General features: G+C 45.3%; 19 protein-coding genes. 17 read left to right on the plus strand and 2 right to left on the minus strand.

All coding sequences use genetic code 11. The features are described from left to right. Positions 1–23: 23 nt before the first annotated feature. The 4 genes from EDD67_RS06555 to EDD67_RS06570 all read left to right on the plus strand — a co-directional run bounded on the left by EDD67_RS06555 (position 24) and on the right by EDD67_RS06570 (position 2,556). On the plus strand, positions 24–299 hold the full coding sequence (locus EDD67_RS06555; protein WP_121439730.1) for a YlbG family protein: 276 nt from the start codon (positions 24–26) through the stop codon (positions 297–299). Positions 300–376: 77 nt separating this feature from the next. Next, complete coding sequence (rsmD, locus tag EDD67_RS06560) at positions 377–937, plus strand: 16S rRNA (guanine(966)-N(2))-methyltransferase RsmD (RefSeq protein WP_121439729.1); 561 nt, start codon at positions 377–379, stop codon at positions 935–937. 1 nt (position 938) lies between these two features. Further along, positions 939–1,421, plus strand: a complete 483-nt coding sequence (gene coaD / locus EDD67_RS06565; RefSeq protein WP_121439728.1) for a pantetheine-phosphate adenylyltransferase — start codon at positions 939–941, stop codon at positions 1,419–1,421. 76 nt (positions 1,422–1,497) lie between these two features. Continuing rightward, positions 1,498–2,556, plus strand: coding sequence for a SepM family pheromone-processing serine protease (locus EDD67_RS06570; protein ID WP_121439727.1), 1,059 nt, complete (start codon positions 1,498–1,500; stop codon positions 2,554–2,556). A gap of 257 nt (positions 2,557–2,813) precedes the next feature. On the opposite strand, the gene EDD67_RS06575 is transcribed toward EDD67_RS06570, so the two are convergent. After that, positions 2,814–4,019, minus strand: a complete 1,206-nt coding sequence (locus EDD67_RS06575; RefSeq protein ID WP_121439726.1) for a nucleotidyltransferase — start codon at positions 4,017–4,019, stop codon at positions 2,814–2,816. Between the two features lie 194 nt (positions 4,020–4,213). On the opposite strand from EDD67_RS06575, the gene EDD67_RS06580 reads away from it, so the two are divergent. From EDD67_RS06580 to EDD67_RS06590, 3 genes are all read left to right on the plus strand, one after another. Continuing rightward, the gene (locus EDD67_RS06580) at positions 4,214–4,732 is read left to right on the plus strand and encodes a YceD family protein (RefSeq protein WP_121439725.1); all 519 of its coding nucleotides are present in this window, start codon (positions 4,214–4,216) and stop codon (positions 4,730–4,732) included. A 45-nt stretch (positions 4,733–4,777) separates the two neighbouring features. Then, positions 4,778–4,951, plus strand: a complete 174-nt coding sequence (gene rpmF / locus EDD67_RS06585) for a 50S ribosomal protein L32 (protein ID WP_093071707.1) — start codon at positions 4,778–4,780, stop codon at positions 4,949–4,951. A 64-nt stretch (positions 4,952–5,015) separates the two neighbouring features. Continuing rightward, positions 5,016–5,750 (plus strand): enoyl-CoA hydratase/isomerase family protein, encoded by a 735-nt coding sequence (locus tag EDD67_RS06590; RefSeq protein ID WP_121439724.1) that lies wholly within the window; start codon positions 5,016–5,018, stop codon positions 5,748–5,750. 17 nt (positions 5,751–5,767) lie between these two features. Here EDD67_RS06590 and EDD67_RS06595 read toward each other — a convergent pair whose 3' ends face one another. After that, the gene (locus EDD67_RS06595) at positions 5,768–6,256 is read right to left on the minus strand and encodes an N-acetyltransferase (protein ID WP_093071709.1); all 489 of its coding nucleotides are present in this window, start codon (positions 6,254–6,256) and stop codon (positions 5,768–5,770) included. Positions 6,257–6,413: 157 nt separating this feature from the next. Between EDD67_RS06595 and EDD67_RS06600 the strand changes: the two genes are divergently transcribed. The 10 genes from EDD67_RS06600 to EDD67_RS06645 all read left to right on the plus strand — a co-directional run bounded on the left by EDD67_RS06600 (position 6,414) and on the right by EDD67_RS06645 (position 16,780). Then, positions 6,414–7,307: a 2-dehydropantoate 2-reductase gene (locus EDD67_RS06600; RefSeq protein WP_093071710.1), complete on the plus strand. Its 894-nt coding sequence runs from the start codon at positions 6,414–6,416 to the stop codon at positions 7,305–7,307. Beyond that, positions 7,300–7,680, plus strand: coding sequence for a DUF3397 domain-containing protein (locus tag EDD67_RS06605; protein ID WP_162843791.1), 381 nt, complete (start codon positions 7,300–7,302; stop codon positions 7,678–7,680). The genes EDD67_RS06600 and EDD67_RS06605 overlap by 8 nt, the downstream gene beginning before the upstream one ends. A 111-nt stretch (positions 7,681–7,791) precedes the next feature. After that, the gene (bshC, locus tag EDD67_RS06610; protein ID WP_121439723.1) at positions 7,792–9,423 is read left to right on the plus strand and encodes a bacillithiol biosynthesis cysteine-adding enzyme BshC; all 1,632 of its coding nucleotides are present in this window, start codon (positions 7,792–7,794) and stop codon (positions 9,421–9,423) included. Then, the gene (locus EDD67_RS06615; protein ID WP_123875814.1) at positions 9,410–9,622 is read left to right on the plus strand and encodes a hypothetical protein; all 213 of its coding nucleotides are present in this window, start codon (positions 9,410–9,412) and stop codon (positions 9,620–9,622) included. Before bshC ends, EDD67_RS06615 begins: the two co-directional genes overlap by 14 nt. A gap of 155 nt (positions 9,623–9,777) precedes the next feature. Continuing rightward, complete coding sequence (gene mraZ / locus EDD67_RS06620; protein WP_093071713.1) at positions 9,778–10,209, plus strand: division/cell wall cluster transcriptional repressor MraZ; 432 nt, start codon at positions 9,778–9,780, stop codon at positions 10,207–10,209. Between the two features lie 24 nt (positions 10,210–10,233). Beyond that, the gene (rsmH, locus tag EDD67_RS06625; RefSeq protein ID WP_093071714.1) at positions 10,234–11,190 is read left to right on the plus strand and encodes a 16S rRNA (cytosine(1402)-N(4))-methyltransferase RsmH; all 957 of its coding nucleotides are present in this window, start codon (positions 10,234–10,236) and stop codon (positions 11,188–11,190) included. Then, on the plus strand, positions 11,180–11,551 hold the full coding sequence (ftsL, locus tag EDD67_RS06630; protein ID WP_093071715.1) for a cell division protein FtsL: 372 nt from the start codon (positions 11,180–11,182) through the stop codon (positions 11,549–11,551). The genes rsmH and ftsL overlap by 11 nt, the downstream gene beginning before the upstream one ends. A 48-nt stretch (positions 11,552–11,599) precedes the next feature. Next, entirely contained in the window at positions 11,600–13,804 is a 2,205-nt protein-coding gene (locus EDD67_RS06635; protein ID WP_242005989.1) for a penicillin-binding protein, read from the plus strand. A 148-nt stretch (positions 13,805–13,952) separates the two neighbouring features. After that, positions 13,953–15,422, plus strand: a complete 1,470-nt coding sequence (locus tag EDD67_RS06640) for a UDP-N-acetylmuramoyl-L-alanyl-D-glutamate--2,6-diaminopimelate ligase (RefSeq protein WP_121439722.1) — start codon at positions 13,953–13,955, stop codon at positions 15,420–15,422. Next, positions 15,419–16,780 (plus strand): UDP-N-acetylmuramoyl-tripeptide--D-alanyl-D-alanine ligase, encoded by a 1,362-nt coding sequence (locus EDD67_RS06645; RefSeq protein ID WP_121439721.1) that lies wholly within the window; start codon positions 15,419–15,421, stop codon positions 16,778–16,780. Before EDD67_RS06640 ends, EDD67_RS06645 begins: the two co-directional genes overlap by 4 nt. The last annotated feature ends 12 nt before the right edge of the window (positions 16,781–16,792 follow it).

The following is a 16,792-nucleotide window of genomic DNA, read 5'->3' on the forward strand; positions in this document are numbered from 1 at the left end:
CAAGTAATTGAGGAGGCGGGTGAATGGTTCCCAACAGAGTAGGTTTGGCAGTTTGGCTGCATTCAATGAAGCCGTTAAAGCAATTAAAACGTCATGGGCATGTTCATTACGTGTCGCGAAAAATGAAATATGCTGTCGTCTACTGTGACGAGGAAAGCATGACGGAAACAATAGAAAAGATTGCATCGATCAGTGCGGTGAAACATGTGGAACCGTCAATGCGGCCGTGGGTTAAAACAGAATACCAGTCAGCTTTACCGGACAAAGAAAAAAGTGATGATTATAAAATGGGTATTTAACATATAAGGCCTTCAGAATGCCTGAAGGTCTTTTTTTATGATATTCTTTTATTAACTGAAAAAGTAGGTGTTTAAGCATGCGGGTGATCAGCGGAGAGAGAAAGGGAATGCGTTTAAAATCGGTTGCAGGACAAGGGACACGGCCGACTTCTGATCGTGTCCGTGAGGCATTGTTTAACATGATCGGGCCGTACTTTAACGGCGGGCGCATACTGGATTTATTTTCCGGGAGCGGTGCGTTATCTATTGAAGCATTGAGCCGCGGCATCGATGAAGCTCTGCTCGTTGAAATCGACAAATCAGCGATAAAAACGATTCGGGAAAACATTGAACAAGCTCAATATAAAAGCAAATGTACGGTGTATAAAACGGATGCGAAAGCAGCGCTCAATAAAGTCGGCAAAAACGGCGAGCAGTTTGATATTGTTTTTCTCGATCCTCCGTATAATGCGGACGAACTTCCCTCTTTACTCGATTTAATTGACAGTAATAATTTATTGTCTGAAAGAGGTTGGGTTGTTTGCGAACACGAAAAAGGACTTGATTTGCCCGACCGTGCTGTTACGTTTGCCCGGAAACGGACACAAAACTACGGCAATACATCTGTAACTATTTTTAGAAGAATCGAGGCGAAGTGATATGCAAAAAACAGCCATTGTACCGGGGAGTTTTGATCCGGTCACACTCGGCCATATCGATATTATTAACAGGGCGGCAGTGATTTTTGATAAGGTGATCGTTTCAGTTCTGAACAATCAGCATAAAAACCCGCTTTTTTCAGTCGAAGAAAGAATCGAACTTCTGCAATTATCGCTCAAGGAACAAGCGAATATTGAAATCGATTCTTTTGACGGATTATTAATTGATTATGTGAACCAAAAAGAAGCTGATGTGATCATAAAAGGTTTGCGGGCTGTGTCTGATTTTGAGTACGAACTGCAAATGGCTTCGATCAATCGCAAGCTGGATGATAAGGTAGAAACGTTTTTTATGATGACAAACCCTGAGTATTCGTATTTAAGTTCCAGTATTGTGAAAGAATTATCACGGCACGGAGCAACAACATCAGACTTAGTGCCGGAATCTGTTGAAAAGGCGCTGCAAGAAAAGTTCACACGTTAATTTCGCTGTGTTTGCTTTTATAAATAAAACATAATAGGTGCGATCAGCAGTGCCGTTCGGAAGGAGCTTACAATCAATGGATAAATATGAACGTCCCGCCCGGAACAGATCATGGCTGAAATGGTTTTTGTTGTTTGCCGTATTAATTGCCGTGAATTTTATTCAGCTTCCTTATTATTTTACAGTGCCTGGAGATGCCAAAACATTAAACGAAGTAATAGAAGTTGAAGACGGCAGCGAATACGAAGGGTCTTTTATGTTGACGACGATACGGATGGGCCAAGCGAATACAGTCAACTATATATGGTCTTTTTTTAGCGATGAAAGAGAACTGCTGCACGAAAATGAAGTGCGTCCAGAAGGGGAATCGGATGAGGATTATCATCACCGGCAAATGATGATGATGGACGGTTCGCAGGAAACAGCCATTGTCGTGGCATTTAACTACACAGATATTGATGCCGAGTTTGAAAATCATGGTGTTCTCGTGACCCAAATTATTGAAGGTATGGACGCTGAAGAAAAACTGGAATCTGGCGATCGAATTATTGAAATTGAAAACGAAGAAATCATTAATGTTGAGAATATGATGAGTATTTTGGCTGACTATGAGATCGGTGATGAAATTGCTTTGACTTTGGAGCGCGGCGAGAACCGCGATAATTCTGAAGAAGTATCGTTGGATATTACGATCGAAGCATTTCCGGAAGAAATGGCAGCCGGGTCCGGTGAAGGCGGTTTAGGGATCATGTATCCAGTAACAGACCGTGAGCTTGTCACAGACCGGGATATTCATATTGATTCAGAAGACATTGGCGGGCCGTCAGCAGGTTTAATGTTTTCACTTGAGATATACAATCAGTTAACCGAAGATGATGTAACCAAAGGCCGCCATATTGCGGGGACAGGTTCTATCACAGAAGATGGGGAAGTCGGACAAATCGGCGGAACACATCAAAAAGTTTATGCAGCTGACAATGCTGGTGCAGATGCATTTTTTGCCCCTTCCGGTAACGGAGAGGCTGGGTCGAATTACAGCATTGCAGTTGAAACGGCGGAAAAAATCGGCACCGACATGGATATTGTCGCGATAGATACTTTTGAAGATGCTTTAGATTATTTAGACTCGCTGTAAAAGAAACGCTGTCCGTTATGGACAGCGTTTCAGATTGTAGACAAATTATTATTTTGACGTAAGCCATGAATCCACTGCCCTCCGCTTGCCCCGGGCAAGGACTCAGCTAGTATTCGGCGGCCTGAAGCCGTCGAATCCGGATCTTCGTCTCTTGCTTTCCCGGAGGCGTCGGAGGAGTGGATGCATGGCTTCTTTTTATCAATAAACTCGATTCAAAAAAGAGGATGACCCAGCTATCGATGTCATGACTTTGTCTTTTAATCGATGATAATTGGTTTTTTTTGATATTCTTTAAGCGAATCACTGCTTTGAACAAAATCAGCAATATGCGAAGCTTTTAAATCAAGGTCGAACCACGGATGTTTTCCGGCAGAAGCTTTTGTAATGAGCGGCATGCTCATCGTTTTTTTCATTGCAGATAAGTGCGCTTGTCCGGCAGTGTTCATACCAAGCAATCGAATGTAAGGGGCCGGATTGCCCGGCGACCAGCCAATTATGTCGCTTTTATTCACCCGGTTGAGTGTATGAACAGCTAAACGTTGAAGTTTTGTCCGCGTGTAACGTTTCGCTTTCACCGCATCAATAAACTGGCCGAAGGTTTTCGTTTGGTGAATATTTTTTTTGAAGCGGTGCTCTAACCCTTCGCTGCAATCATAAATGTTAGCAAGTTCCTCGGTCTCAGCTGTCATAAGGTTGTATTTCAAAAACGGAAAATAAGCTTCCCAATCAGTCAAGTTTTCTTTTTTTTGATGGAGAAGCTGAAACGAAATATCCGGTACATAAGGGCGAACATTCGTGAAAGGCTGATGCTTATCAAAGATAATTTTACGTAAAGCTGTCGCACTGGCAATCGCCGCAGAAGATGGATCTTGATCGTGAAAAGAACTGCCGATCCGTTTTATTGTATGGGCTTGGATGACATTTTTTCTCCGGCGGATCGCTTTGACATATTCAAGACCGAGAATGTTGTTCGGTTTAGATGTATCTAAGCCTATACTGCCTTGAAAAGCTTCAGTGACGGCTTCGTTATAGGCTCTGGGGAAGCTTTTTCCGGCACTTAAATGTGCGGTTACTTGTTGATCGATCTGTTGACCGTGTTGCTCGATCGATTCCGCTGCGTCTTGAAAAGGTTTAATCTCACCGTTCTCACTTCCAAAACAAATATCTGTAACGCCGCAAGCTTCGAGCATAGAAACAGCCCCGTCTGCAAAACGGTCAGCAGGCTGCACAGCAAACACATACGGCAGTTCGATCACAACATCAATGCCTGCTTTTAAAGCGGTTTCTGCACGTGTCCATTTGTCTACCAGCGCCGGTTCTCCGCGCTGCAGAAAAGGCCCGCTCATAACCGCTACTGTAAGGTCAGCGCCGGTCTTTTTCCCAGCCTCTTGTAAATGATGCAGATGCCCGTTATGAAAAGGGTTATATTCCACAATTAATCCTAATACTTTCAGATATCTCAGCTCCCTTCTTTAGCTCGACAACCTTAAAATATCACAGTTGAGCCGCCTTTTCACCTTTGTTTTTTCGCTCGAATATGATAATGTATACAAAAGCAGACTGCTGATGATTTTCAGGCGAAAGATTGTGTCGAGATCGTGTTGACAAAGCGTTTTGCGAAAGATATAATTACATTTGTTGTCTTGAGGTGAATGAAATGAAATGGTCGGTACAGCAGTTGCAATCTCTCCGGCATAAGGGGTTGCAAGTGAATGAATCGGTCGAATTAAACGAGTTATCAACACTCGATCCTGAAGTTCGGGATGTCACACCAGTTCATGTCAAAGGAGAAGCTTCATTCGTAGACGGAACGGTAACGTTTCGCCTGGCGATCGAAGGCGCATTGACATTGCCGTGTGCAAGAACATTAAATGATGTCGTTTTCCCTTTCTATATTGAAGCAGATGAAATGTTTCAGCTTGATGGGAAAGACGCAGCAGATGAAGAAAATGACGTCCATGAACCAGAAGGTCAAACAGTTGATCTCAAGCCTTACATTCAAGAGCGGATTTTGTTAGAAAAGCCGTTGCGTGTTTTCAGCGAAGAGCAAGACGGACCGGCACCCCCGGAAGGTGACGGGTGGGAGCTGCAAGTCGAAGAGGAACCGTCTGAAGAGGATGAAAAGGCTGTCGACCCGAGATTAAAGGAATTAGGGAAATTTTTTGATAAAGATTGATTCTTTATCACTGAGAAGACGATCGCAATCAAGGAGGTGGGACTGATGGCAGTACCATTTAGAAAAACGAGTAAGACACGTAAAAATAAACGTCGGACGCACTTTAAACTTCGTGTGCCAGGCATGGTTGAATGCCCAGAATGCGGAGAAATGAAGCTTTCTCACCGAGTTTGTAAAGAGTGCGGTGCATATAAAGGACGCGACGTCGTCGAAAAATAAGCGCATAATTAACAGGAAGGGACTTTCCCTTCCTGTTTTTTGTAGTGAGGAAAAGAGGTGCGGCATGACTGTTAAACTGACTTTTTATGATGAAGGAAAAGCAGCAGTGACGTTAAATCGACCGGACGCAAAAAATGCGGTGAATTTTCAAATGATTGCGGATTTAGAAATAGTTCTCACGGAGCTTGAACAGACAGAGAGCTTGCATGTTGTTGTGTTTCGCGGTACGGGGGACGCTTTTTGCAGCGGCGGAGATATCCGGCAATTTCATCAGCTCCGCTCCGCTGATGATGCCATGTCTATGCTCGAACCAATGTATCGCGTGTTAGTTCGGATTACAGAGCTTACGCCGTTAACTGTCGCGCACATTGATGGTCCGGCTGTAGGGGGCGGAGCGGAACTGGCCGCTGCTTGCGATGTGATAACCGGAACATCGAAGGCGAAGGCGGGTTTTATTCAAGGGCGTTTAGTATTGCCGCCTGGATGGGGAGGATCTGCTCTGTTAAAGAGCAAACTGCAGATAAGTGATGCTCTTTATATGCTCGTATCCGCGCAGATTTTTTCTGCTGACGAATTGCTCCGGTTTGGTTTTATCCAAGAGCTTGCAGACGAACCTTTCGCCCTGTTTAAAGCCGCGCCGGAAATGATCAGCTACCATAAAAAGCAAAAACAGTCGATACCGGATTTAGCGGAAAAAATGTATGCTGATGTTTTAGCATGTGCGGAATTTTGGGAATCTGAGTCCCACCATGCGGCGGTTGAAGAAGCTTTAACCAAAAAAGAGGGCCCCGCTGATTGACAGCGAAGCCGGTTGCATCAAGACTCTGTATCGTATGCTTGCTCTGTTACCCCTTTCGGAAACCAAACATACGGATTTTCGCCGCGATCGCGTTCAGTTTGGTATGTAAGAGGTTCGAATCCCTGTTTTACCCAAAAGTCATCGGAACGCTGGCGTGCGTTTGTCTTTACCGGGAGGCCGAAGCTTTTCGCAAAATCAACAAGCGCTTGGCCGATGCCTTTTCCCTGATAGCCAGGAAGCACTTCGAGTTTCCATAATTCAAAATAATCTTGCGGGGGTTCAAAATAAAAATCAAATTTTCGGCTGATTTTGTATAAACTCATCCGCCCGACCAGTTTATTGCCGAAATAAACCCCGTAAAATGGAGAATCACTGTCATTTTCGACAATGTTTTCCTGCAGGTCTTCTTTCATCGAAAGTTCTTGCTGACCGTATTCGCGAAAATTTTCAAATTCTTCAAGTGTTTTAAAGTTAACGCGTAAACGCACAACATCATGTTTGTTCATAAGATCCCCTCCGAATTGTATGCATCACAGCTAAGCATAAAGGTTATTTCATCTTTAATTATAATAGAAAAGACGATAAATGAAAACGCATTCTCACCATACTTATGGAAGATAGCGGAAATAACATAAAAATCGGCCGCTGAAAGGGGCGAGAGTTATGAAAATTATGGTTATCGGCGCCGGCGCCGTCGGCTTGCTGACGGCATTTTATTTTCAAAAGGCGCAAATCGATGTCACCGTTGTTGCGAGGAGAAAAGTTCAAGCGGAGAAAATCAACCGGGAAGGAATTAAGCTTTTGAGCGGCGATCATCAAGAGAGCGTATACCCAAAAGCTGTGCCGGCTGAGGAGATAAAATCTGCCGAAGCCGAAGCTGCCTTCGTCGCATTGAAACAGACGGAGTTTTCTTCCTGGGTGTTATGGGCGAAATCTCACTTAGACGTAACACTTCCGCTCGTTTTACTGCAAAACGGCGAAGGGCACACTGAGAAACTTCGTGATGCAGGTTTTACAGAACTGATCCGTGCAATTGTCACGCACGGCGCTATGCGTGAATCGGATACGGCTGTTCGCCACACGGGCAAGGGGAAGATGACGGCAGAAGATACTTCGATCATGCACCTTCTCGGTAAACCGTTTTTCAAGCACGCTGATTTTCCGATTCAATTATCGAAGAACATCAAAGCTGAAGCGGAGCGGAAATTTATCGTAAATGTAACAGTCAATCCGGTCACAGCTGTTTACGGTGTCCGTAACGGCGAATTGCTCGCGAATGAAAGTTTGCTGGATAAAGCGTATCAGCTGTTTACCGAAGCTGCCGGCGTTTTATGTTTAGACGAAAGTTACTGGAGGGACGTGTTAAACGTTTTGGACATAACAGCAGACAATTGTTCATCGATGTTGGTAGATATTCAAGTTGGGCGGCGTACGGAAGCAGATGCGCTTACCGGCTATGTGATCGCCGAAGCTGAAAAACAAAAGATTGCTGTGCCTCACACAATAGAAATACACAATCAATTGAAACAATTAGAAAGGCGTGAGCGCATTGATTAACGTTGCCGCCGGCTTTGTTGCAACAATTGTAACGGCACCTGTCATCGCATTTTTTATCGTTTATTACGCAGTGAAAAAAACCGGGAAAGCGCATAAAACAGCATTTAAACGGGCTGTGGACTTTACAGTGCTTCTTTTTATGCTGTCGGTATATTTTATTGTTCTGGAAACGTGGGGCCTGCCAATCGGTTGGTGGATCCTGCTCGGCTTGCTCATTACCGCCGTGATGTTTACGATTTATCATTGGCGCCATTACGATGATATTGATTTATTCCGGCTCGTCCGCGGTGTGTGGCGTATGCAATTTATTATTTATTTTTCGCTATACTGGATATTAGTGCTGGCTGGTTTTTATCTGCATATGAGTTCATAATAAAGCAAAACGTATTACTGGTGACGTTTTGATCTATTTGATATACTTTGCCATACTGGCTAACATACTCACTCCATCTAGTTGATTGGATACGGAAGGTTGTCGTTACGGATGAAATGGGTACGAACGAATACAAATGATCCTGAATCATTTATTGCTGCTTACATAAATAAGGAGGAACGATTAGCGCCGTTTTTCGATTATGAAATGAGTCAAACAGCTGAACATCAGCGGTTAAAGGAACTTGAACCCCTCAATTTTGACCGTGAGACGCTGGGAGCGATTCTTTCTGACTGCAATGAAAACCTCGGCCGCGGCGGGGAAACTGCTGAACAGATCAGACGGTTTAAACAAACGGACAGTGCTGTTGTGATCGGCGGTCAGCAATCCGGTCTGCTTGGCGGTCCGATGTATACGGCGCATAAAATGATCTCGATTGTTATTGAAGCTTCAAGACTTGAACAGACTCACGGAATCCCTGTGATCCCGGTTTTTTGGATTGCAGGTGAAGACCATGACATTGACGAAGTGAATCATACATATTTCACAGACGGCGTGTCGACGAAAAAAATCCGCGTCCCTGAAAGAAATGCCGAGAAAACACCTGTTTCTGAACGCTCGTTTTCGAAAGATGAAGCGCTTGAAGCGCTTCTTTCCGCTGTAAAGTTTTTGCCTGAGACAAATGTTACGGCTGAGCTGTTAAAGGCCTTAAAAGGCGATATTGCAGAAGCTTCGACGTACACGGAATGGTTTGCGCGCTGGATGGACAAACTCTTCCCCGATTCGCCTATTTTATTTATTGATGCCCACGATGAACGGTTGCGGGAGTTTGAACGCCCGTATTTTCAAGAAATGATTCGCAAAAATGCGGAAATCCGCAGCGGATTTTTGGCGAAAGGCGAAGCGTTGAATAATTCAGGCTGGGGTGAGCCGATTACACTCGACCCGGACAATGCCCACATATTTATTCATGTTGACGGTGAACGGCATCTTTTAAAATTCACGGACGGCTATTTTTTAAACGAACAAACGGGCCGATACTGGACTGAACACGAGTTAATTGAGGCTGCAGAGGAACGTCCGCTGAAATTAAGCAACAACGTGGTGACGAGACCGGTGATGCAAGATTTAGTTTTTCCGGTGCTGACATTTATCGGCGGACCCGGTGAAGTGAAGTATTGGGCTGTGCTTAAAGAAGTTTTTCATGCTTTTAATCATGCTATGCCGATTGTTAAACCGCGCTTGCAGTTCACGTTTATTCCCCGACGGGCCGAAAAAACACTGGGCCGTTACGGTCTGTCGCCGGGACATGTTATTCGAAACGGCGTTGAAGAAGAGAAACAGCGGATTACTCAAGATAGCGAAACCGTAAATGAAGCGGAATTATTTGCTGATACCCGCTTAAAATTAGATAACACAGCTGACTGGCTCAATGAGCAACTCCCGGACGAACACATGTTTATTAACGCTTCGGAAAAATTTTCTTACCGGTTAAGGAAAGCTCTTGCAGAGTTTGAAAAGGAGATAAAAGCAGGACGAGAACAGCAGAACAGTCATCATTTAAATCGGCTTAACGGATTGGCCTGTTGGCTTATTCCGGACGGCGTTCCGCAAGAACGGCGACTTAATGCGGTGCCGCTCGTCAATTTATACGGCTGGGATGTTTTCGAGCGGATTCAAAATGAATTGCTCAGCCACCAAAATACGATCGAACCGGGCGATCACATTTTTGTTTATTTGTAATTTGATTGATGCAACGCTTCGGGCTTATGCCCTGCAGGGTCATCCTCTTTTAGAAGCGAGTGTATTTATAAACAAGAAGCCATGCATCCACTCCTCCGGGAAAGCAAGCGACGAAGATCCGAATTCGGCGGCCCGAGGCCGCCGAATACTAGCTGAGTCCTTGCCCGGGGCAAGCGGAGAGCAGTGGATTCATGGCTGACATAAAAATATAGTTTGTCTACAGTCTGAGAACGGCATTTTGCCGTTTTTTTTTATGTAATCAAAAAGTAAAGTAGTTTTTTCCAAAACTAAGTGGTATAAAGTGGAGACTTGTGGTAAATTAGGGGTAATAAGTGGAAGGGGAGGTGGACCCCGATGTTCATGGGCGAATATCATCATAATATTGATGACAAAGGACGGTTGATTATACCGGCAAAGTTTCGTGATGGACTGGGGTCCGCTTTCGTTATTACCCGCGGAATGGATCAATGTTTATTTGTGTACCCGATGGAAGAGTGGAAGCAACTGGAAGAGAAGTTAAAATCGCTGCCGTTTACGAAAAAAGACGCGCGTGCATTTACGCGTTTCTTTTTTTCCGGGGCAATGGAATGTGAATTAGATAAACAAGGCCGTGCGAGCATTGCGCAAACACTGCGTTCCTATGCGGAATTGGAAAAGGAATGTGTCGTGATCGGAGTGAGCAACCGGGTTGAGATTTGGAGCAAACCGATATGGGAATCTTACTTCGCGGACTCAGAAGAATCTTTTTCTGAAATCGCAGAAAGTATGGTCGACTTTGACTTGTAATGTCCGATTCGAGGAGGTGTGAGTTTGTTTGAACACGATACGGTATTAAAAAGGGAAACGGTTGAAGGATTAAATATTCAGCCGGAAGGTGTTTACATCGATTGTACATTGGGCGGAGGCGGCCACAGTGAAGCGATAGCTGAGCACTTGACTGGAATCGGGCATCTTATCTGCTTTGATCAGGATGAAGCGGCTTTGGCTCATGCGAAAAGCAGGTTAAAAGCATGGGAAGACCGGATTACATATGTTCGCCGGAATTTCCGATTTTTGAAAGAAGAATTAGCTGAATTAGGAATCAGCGGGGCCGACGGGATTGTTTTTGACCTTGGCGTCTCCTCACCGCAATTTGATGAACCGGAACGGGGTTTCAGCTACCGTTATAATGCGCGTTTGGACATGCGCATGGATCAAAGTCAAACGTTATCAGCCTACGAGGTTATTAACGAATGGTCATTTCACGATTTGCTGAAGATTATCAGCCAATACGGGGAAGAGAAATTTGCCAAATCGATTGCAAGGCAAATTGAAAAGGTGCGAAAGCAAGCCCCGATCGAAACAACATTCGAACTTGTCGAAGTGATCAAAGAGGCGATACCGGCTCCGGCAAGACGAAAAGGGGGCCATCCGGCTAAAAGAACATTTCAAGCTGTTCGAATTGCTGTAAATGATGAACTCGAAGTTTTCAAAAAGGCGCTAGAAGACGCGATTGCGAGCTTGAATCCCGGCGGGAGAATCGCTGTGATAACTTTTCATTCACTCGAAGACCGGATCTGTAAACAAGTCTTTAAACAAAAAAGCACACCGCCGGATTTGCCAAAAGATTTACCTGTTATCCCTAAAGGTTTTGAACCTGAGTTAACGTTAGTGAATCGAAAACCGATTCTTGCCGGAGAAGAAGAGATGACAGCTAATAACCGAGCTCATTCTGCTAAATTGCGGATTGCCGAAAAAACAGTAAAGGAGGCTTACGATGAGTCCTGAAGAGCATAAGACATTGCATCACGGAACAGCGCCCAAAAGACATATCGAACGTCAAACAGTGCATGAGCGGGTATATAAAGGCGGGATTACAAAAGGGGAAAAAGTTCTTTATATCTTGTCAGGCATCATTATCGGCATCACGATGTTTTTTCTGCTGTCGAATTATGCGACAATGTACTCGCTGAATGACACGATTCAAGAAACGGAAACAGCAGTTTCTGAACAGCAAAGCACAGTCGATGGGCTGCAGCTTCAAGTTACCGAACTTTCGGATCCGGAGCGGATTTTACATATCGCTGAAAATGAACTCGGGATGACATTGGATGACAGAAACGTTCAAGTAATCCACAGACAGGAATGATTCGTTTTCTGATCGGTGTGATCGGTTGAAAAGGGGAGGTTTGCCCAAGTGGAGCAAATAAAAAACACACGGATTACAAAACGGGGGCTGTTCTTCCTCGTTTTGTTTTTGTTCATAATGGCGGTACTTTTTTCGAGGTTTGTTTATATCCAGGCAGCAAAAGAAGTGCAAGATGAAAATTTGCAGTCGCTCCTTGAAGAACGCTGGTCGCAGACGAGGGAGCTGGATGCGAGCCGCGGCGGAATATTTGACCGCGACGGTGAAGTGTTGGCTGAACAAATTCCGTCTTATTCGATTTATGCGGTGCTGGATGATGAGTACGATAATTATGTTGCAGACCCTGCATCCTCAGCAGAAGCGCTCAGCGCAGTTCTTGATGCAGATGCATCAACGCTCGAAGGTTATTTAAGCCGGGATGCTGAGCAGGTTGAGTTAGGACCTGCAGGCAATAACTTGAACTATGAAGAGCGAAGAGAAATTGAAGAGCTTGATCTTGGGGGTATTTTTTTCCGTGAAGATCCGCGCCGTTATTATCCTAATCAAACGTTCGCCTCGCACGTCATCGGATATACAGAACGGGATATGGAAAAAGCAAGAATGGGATTGGAACAAATGCTCGATGATGAACTGCGTGAAGAAGACGGGAGTGTGAGGTATAAGCAAGACGGACGGCAGCGCCCGCTTGTTAATGCTGACCAAATTATTGACGAACCGAAAGACGGAAGCGACGTGTACTTAACGATAGATTCGCGGATTCAAATGGCGATCGAACAAACGATGAATCAAGTTGATGATGAATATGCTCCGGAAAGATTAATGGCTGTCGTTGCCAGTGCAGAAACAGGAGAAATTCTCGGGATGTCAAATCGCCCAAGCTTTAATCCGAACGAATATGAAAATATCGAAAATTATACAAATTTCAACGTATCACACAGTTTTGAACCTGGATCGACACTGAAGGCCTTTACGTTAGCGGGAGCGATTGATAACGGATCGTTTGATGCCGATGCTGAATTTGAATCCGGTTCTTATGATATTTTAGATGCAACGATACACGATCACAATAACGGTGAAGGGTGGGGAGAGATCTCTTATCTGGAAGGCGTTCAAAGGTCTTCGAATGTTGGTTTTGCAAAGCTTGTTATGGATCGTATGGGAGAAGAACGGATGTATGACTATTTAACAGACTTTGGCTTTCGTGATCCGACCGGCATTGATCTGCCTAATGAGGCAGGCGGGCTGATTGCAGAGCAATATCCGGTCGATGCTGTGGTTACAGCGTTTGGCCAAGGTTCGGCTGTAACGCCGATTCAGCAGGTACAGGCGGCGACGGCCCTGGCGAACGACGGGGAAATGATGCAGCCCTACATCGTAGACAGGGTGGTTGACAGTGAAACAAATGAAGAAACATTAAAAAATGAGCCCGAAGCAAAAGCAAAACCGATTTCAGCGGAAGCTGCCGAAGAAACAATGGACATCTTAGAGACGGTTGTTTCGGCAGATGAAGGCACTGGGAGACCGTTTGCGATTGACGGGTTTGAAATTGCCGGAAAAACGGGGACAGCGCAAATTCCGAACGAATCCGGCGGCGGCTATATGACCGGAGACGGGAACAATATTTATTCATTTCTCGGCATGGCTCCTGCGAAAGATCCCGAAGTGATTGTTTACGTCGCCGTTGACCGGCCGGAGATTGAAAACGATCAAAGCGGCAACGAAGCTTCGAGCATGATTTTCCGCCAAGTCATGGAACAGAGCTTGCAGTATTTAAATATCGAGCCGGATGAAGAATCGGAAGCTCCCACGGTTCAAGAAGAAGAAGAAATGCCGGATGTGAGCGGAGAAGATACAAAAGAGACGGTCGAATCATTTGAAGAGAGAGGCTATAACGTTGCTGTCATCGGAGAAGAAGGGACAGCTGTAAAAAATCAGGCGCCGGAAGCGGGGACGGAAGTGGTTCAAGGAGAGCATATTTTGTTGTTGACTGATGATGATGACCCGCAGATGCCGGATATAACTGGATGGTCATCCCGTACAGTGTTCATGCTCGGCGACCTGATGGAGATGGAAGTTGAAATTGACGGAAACGGTTATGCGGTTGAACAAACTCCGGAGCCGGGAAATTCTATTGGCGATGCCAGCAAGATGAATGCAAGATTGACTCTTGAAGATGAAGAAGATGATGAGAGCGAAGATGACGATGATAACGGAAACGAAGATAATGAAGACGATGAGGACTTTTTCATGGATTGAGTCTCGAACAAGACTGACCGAAAAGTTTGCCGCTTCTTTGGTCAGTCTTGTTTCAGTCAAAAGGATGAACAGAAGAGCGTGACAAATAAAAAAGACAGAAGTAAAATGAAATGAGGTTAATGACAGTTAAGCAGAAGGATGATTTACAATGAAATTACAAGAATTAATCAGTTGTCTTCCCGCTTATGCCGTTGAGGACGATACGAATCCGGAGATTACGTCGCTCCAAATGGATTCGCGTAAAGTGCAGGACGGAGCATTGTTTTTTTGTATCCGCGGATTTACAGTTGACGGTCACCGCTTTGCGAAGCAGGCCGAAGCGAGCGGCGCTTTAGCCGTTGTTTCAGAAGAACCGCTCGATCTCAGCGTTCCCGTCATTGTTGTGCGGGATTCGAAGCGGGCGATGGCGCTGATTGCAGCACGATTTTATGATTTTCCGAGCACGAAAATGCGGCTCACCGGTGTCACGGGGACGAATGGAAAGACGACGGTGACGCATCTGCTGCAGGAAATCTATATGGAAGCAGGTTTTCCGGCCGGTTTAATCGGTACGATGTATACGAAGTACGGAAATGAAGTTAAACCTTCAGTGAATACAACTCCGGAATCGTTGGTCTTGCAAGAAATGTTTTTTGACATGCATGATCAAGGGATGGAGCACGTTGTCATGGAAGTTTCTTCTCATGCTTTGCAGCTCGGCCGGACACACGGCACAGATTTTGACATTGCCGTATTTACGAATTTATCCCAAGATCATCTGGATTACCATGAAACGATGGATGAGTATGCGGCAGCTAAAGCTTTGCTGTTTTCACAGCTCGGCAGCGGCTATCACCCGCAAAAGCAAAAGTTTGCAGTTATCAATGGAGATGATCCTTATGCGGAGAAAATGATTACGGCCGCAGCGGCTCCGGTGATCACGTATGCGATTGACAGCCAGGCGGATATCCGCGCTGAAAATGTGAACGTTCACGCCGGCGGTTCGGCGTTTGATCTCGTCCATTACAATCGGCATTTCCGTATCGAATTACAAATGCCGGGCCGTTTTTCTGTATACAATGCACTTGCCGCAGCAGCAGCGGCTTATGCAGGCGGGATTGGATGGGAAACCATTTGTAAAGTCCTTCCCGAAGTAAAAAGTGTCAGCGGACGCTTTGAAAAAATTGCTTCCTCTTCTCCTGTCAATGTCATCGTCGATTATGCGCACACATCAGACAGTCTGGAAAATGTATTACAGACAATAAGCGAGTTTGCAAACGGCAATGTGCGGACAGTTGTCGGATGCGGAGGCGACAGAGACAAAACAAAACGGCCGTTAATGGCATCAACAGCGGAAAAGTGGAGTGATTATGTCTACTTAACTTCGGACAACCCCCGTTCGGAAAATCCCCGCACCATTTTGGAAGAGATGGAACAAGGTTTGTCAACATCTGCTTATGAACTGATCGAGGATCGCGAAAAAGCGATCCGCCAGGCAGTCAATGATTCCGGGCCGGACGATGTCATTTTGATTGCCGGTAAAGGGCACGAAACATACCAAATTATCGGCGAGCAAACGTATGATTTTGATGACCGCCTTGTTGCCAAACAAGCGTTAGAGGAGCTCGGTATGAAATGACAAAAGCCCACCTGGACCGACGATTAATTCAAAAAGCCGCGAAAGAAATACAAGGTGACGTACCGTTGACGTTCGTTGCATCGGGCTTAAAAACAGACCCGCATAAAATCAGCCCCGGGGAAATTTTCGCGCCGGTTGTCACGAAAGATTACGACGGTCATGCTTTTATTGAAGCAGCGATTGAAAACGGGGCCTCCGCTTCGTTTTGGAATGAACAGATTCCGCTCCCGAACACGCTTGAGAGCGGCTTTCCTTTGTTTATTACCGATGATATCGCTGCATCTGTAAAGCAAATGGCGGAAGACTATTTGTTTGACCTTGATCCAGTAAAAGCCGCAGTTACCGGTGATTACACCCGCGATGTCACGAAAACGATGTTGAAGTATGCCGTCGAACCGATGTATACGATCCATGAGAGCGAGGATATGGATGGCAATGAATTCACCTATGCAGAAGCGGTATTGTCGATGCCGCCCGGTACAGATATTCTCTTATTTAACATTCCGGCCAAGTCGTCTGAAGCGGTAAGAAAAGCAGGGAAACTGTCGGATCCGAGTTTGGCGATCGTCAGTATTTTCCGTGTTGATGAAGGACAAGAGGAGGCTGAGAATGCGCTTCTCATCGAAGAGGGCATGAAGGCAAGCGGAACGACGATCATTGATGGCGATGCAGCAAGACTCGTCAAAGACGCCAAGACAGATCTCATCACGTACGGCTTCAACGAAGAAGATTTATTTCGCATCACGAATGTCAGGGAAGAAGAGCAGGCGGCAGTTTTTGAAATTCTCGGTGTCCGGATGCTGGATTATAAACTGCCGCTTCTGTTAAGCCAGCATGTTAAATTCGCTTCAGCTGTTGTCGGCGCAGGTTTGCATTTAGGTGTCGGCGCCGAAAGAATTCAAGCCGGATTAGAAAAAATCACAGCAGCAGAACTAGACTTTGAGTCCTTTGCGTCTGTCCACGGTTCTGTATTGCTGTTTGACGGTGAACAGGGAAGTGAAAGCGGCCTCGCGTATTCGTTGGGCATGCTGCGGCATATGCACCGTTTTGAGCGGAGAGCATTAATTGTTGATGAAGGATTTCAATCGAACCCCCTTAACAGCAAGTTTATACACGAAGTGGTGGCTGACGAGATTCGTTTTCCAATCACTGATGTGATCACTGTCGGAGAGAAAGCGTTTTGGATCCGCGATGCTTTAAATAAGTCGGGCTGCGAACGGGCAGGGGGGCATTATGCAACGCATCATGAGGCTATGAATGAACTGGAGAGTCTCCTTCGCTCAAATGCCTTGATATTATACAGAGGAGCAAACAAAGCTTTGTTAAAACAAATAATTAAAGAACTGAACAGTCGTTAGAAAGGAGTTCCA

The sequence above is a fragment of the Salisediminibacterium halotolerans genome (assembly GCF_003814815.1).
GTDB classification, from domain to species: Bacteria; Bacillota; Bacilli; order Bacillales; family Salisediminibacteriaceae; genus Salisediminibacterium; species Salisediminibacterium halotolerans.

Coding starts and splice junctions, on each gene's coding strand:
- rpmF (WP_093071707.1), top strand. CDS start 4,778: ATGGCAGTACCATTTAGAAAAACGAGTAAGACACGTAAAAATAAACGT.
- EDD67_RS06640 (WP_121439722.1), top strand. CDS start 13,953: ATGAAATTACAAGAATTAATCAGTTGTCTTCCCGCTTATGCCGTTGAG.
- EDD67_RS06600 (WP_093071710.1), top strand. CDS start 6,414: ATGAAAATTATGGTTATCGGCGCCGGCGCCGTCGGCTTGCTGACGGCA.
- rsmD (WP_121439729.1), top strand. CDS start 377: ATGCGGGTGATCAGCGGAGAGAGAAAGGGAATGCGTTTAAAATCGGTT.
- EDD67_RS06590 (WP_121439724.1), top strand. CDS start 5,016: ATGACTGTTAAACTGACTTTTTATGATGAAGGAAAAGCAGCAGTGACG.
- bshC (WP_121439723.1), top strand. CDS start 7,792: ATGAAATGGGTACGAACGAATACAAATGATCCTGAATCATTTATTGCT.
- coaD (WP_121439728.1), top strand. CDS start 939: ATGCAAAAAACAGCCATTGTACCGGGGAGTTTTGATCCGGTCACACTC.
- EDD67_RS06580 (WP_121439725.1), top strand. CDS start 4,214: ATGAAATGGTCGGTACAGCAGTTGCAATCTCTCCGGCATAAGGGGTTG.
- mraZ (WP_093071713.1), top strand. CDS start 9,778: ATGTTCATGGGCGAATATCATCATAATATTGATGACAAAGGACGGTTG.
- EDD67_RS06595 (WP_093071709.1), bottom strand. CDS start 6,256: ATGAACAAACATGATGTTGTGCGTTTACGCGTTAACTTTAAAACACTT.
- EDD67_RS06570 (WP_121439727.1), top strand. CDS start 1,498: ATGGATAAATATGAACGTCCCGCCCGGAACAGATCATGGCTGAAATGG.
- EDD67_RS06645 (WP_121439721.1), top strand. CDS start 15,419: ATGACAAAAGCCCACCTGGACCGACGATTAATTCAAAAAGCCGCGAAA.
- EDD67_RS06555 (WP_121439730.1), top strand. CDS start 24: ATGGTTCCCAACAGAGTAGGTTTGGCAGTTTGGCTGCATTCAATGAAG.
- ftsL (WP_093071715.1), top strand. CDS start 11,180: ATGAGTCCTGAAGAGCATAAGACATTGCATCACGGAACAGCGCCCAAA.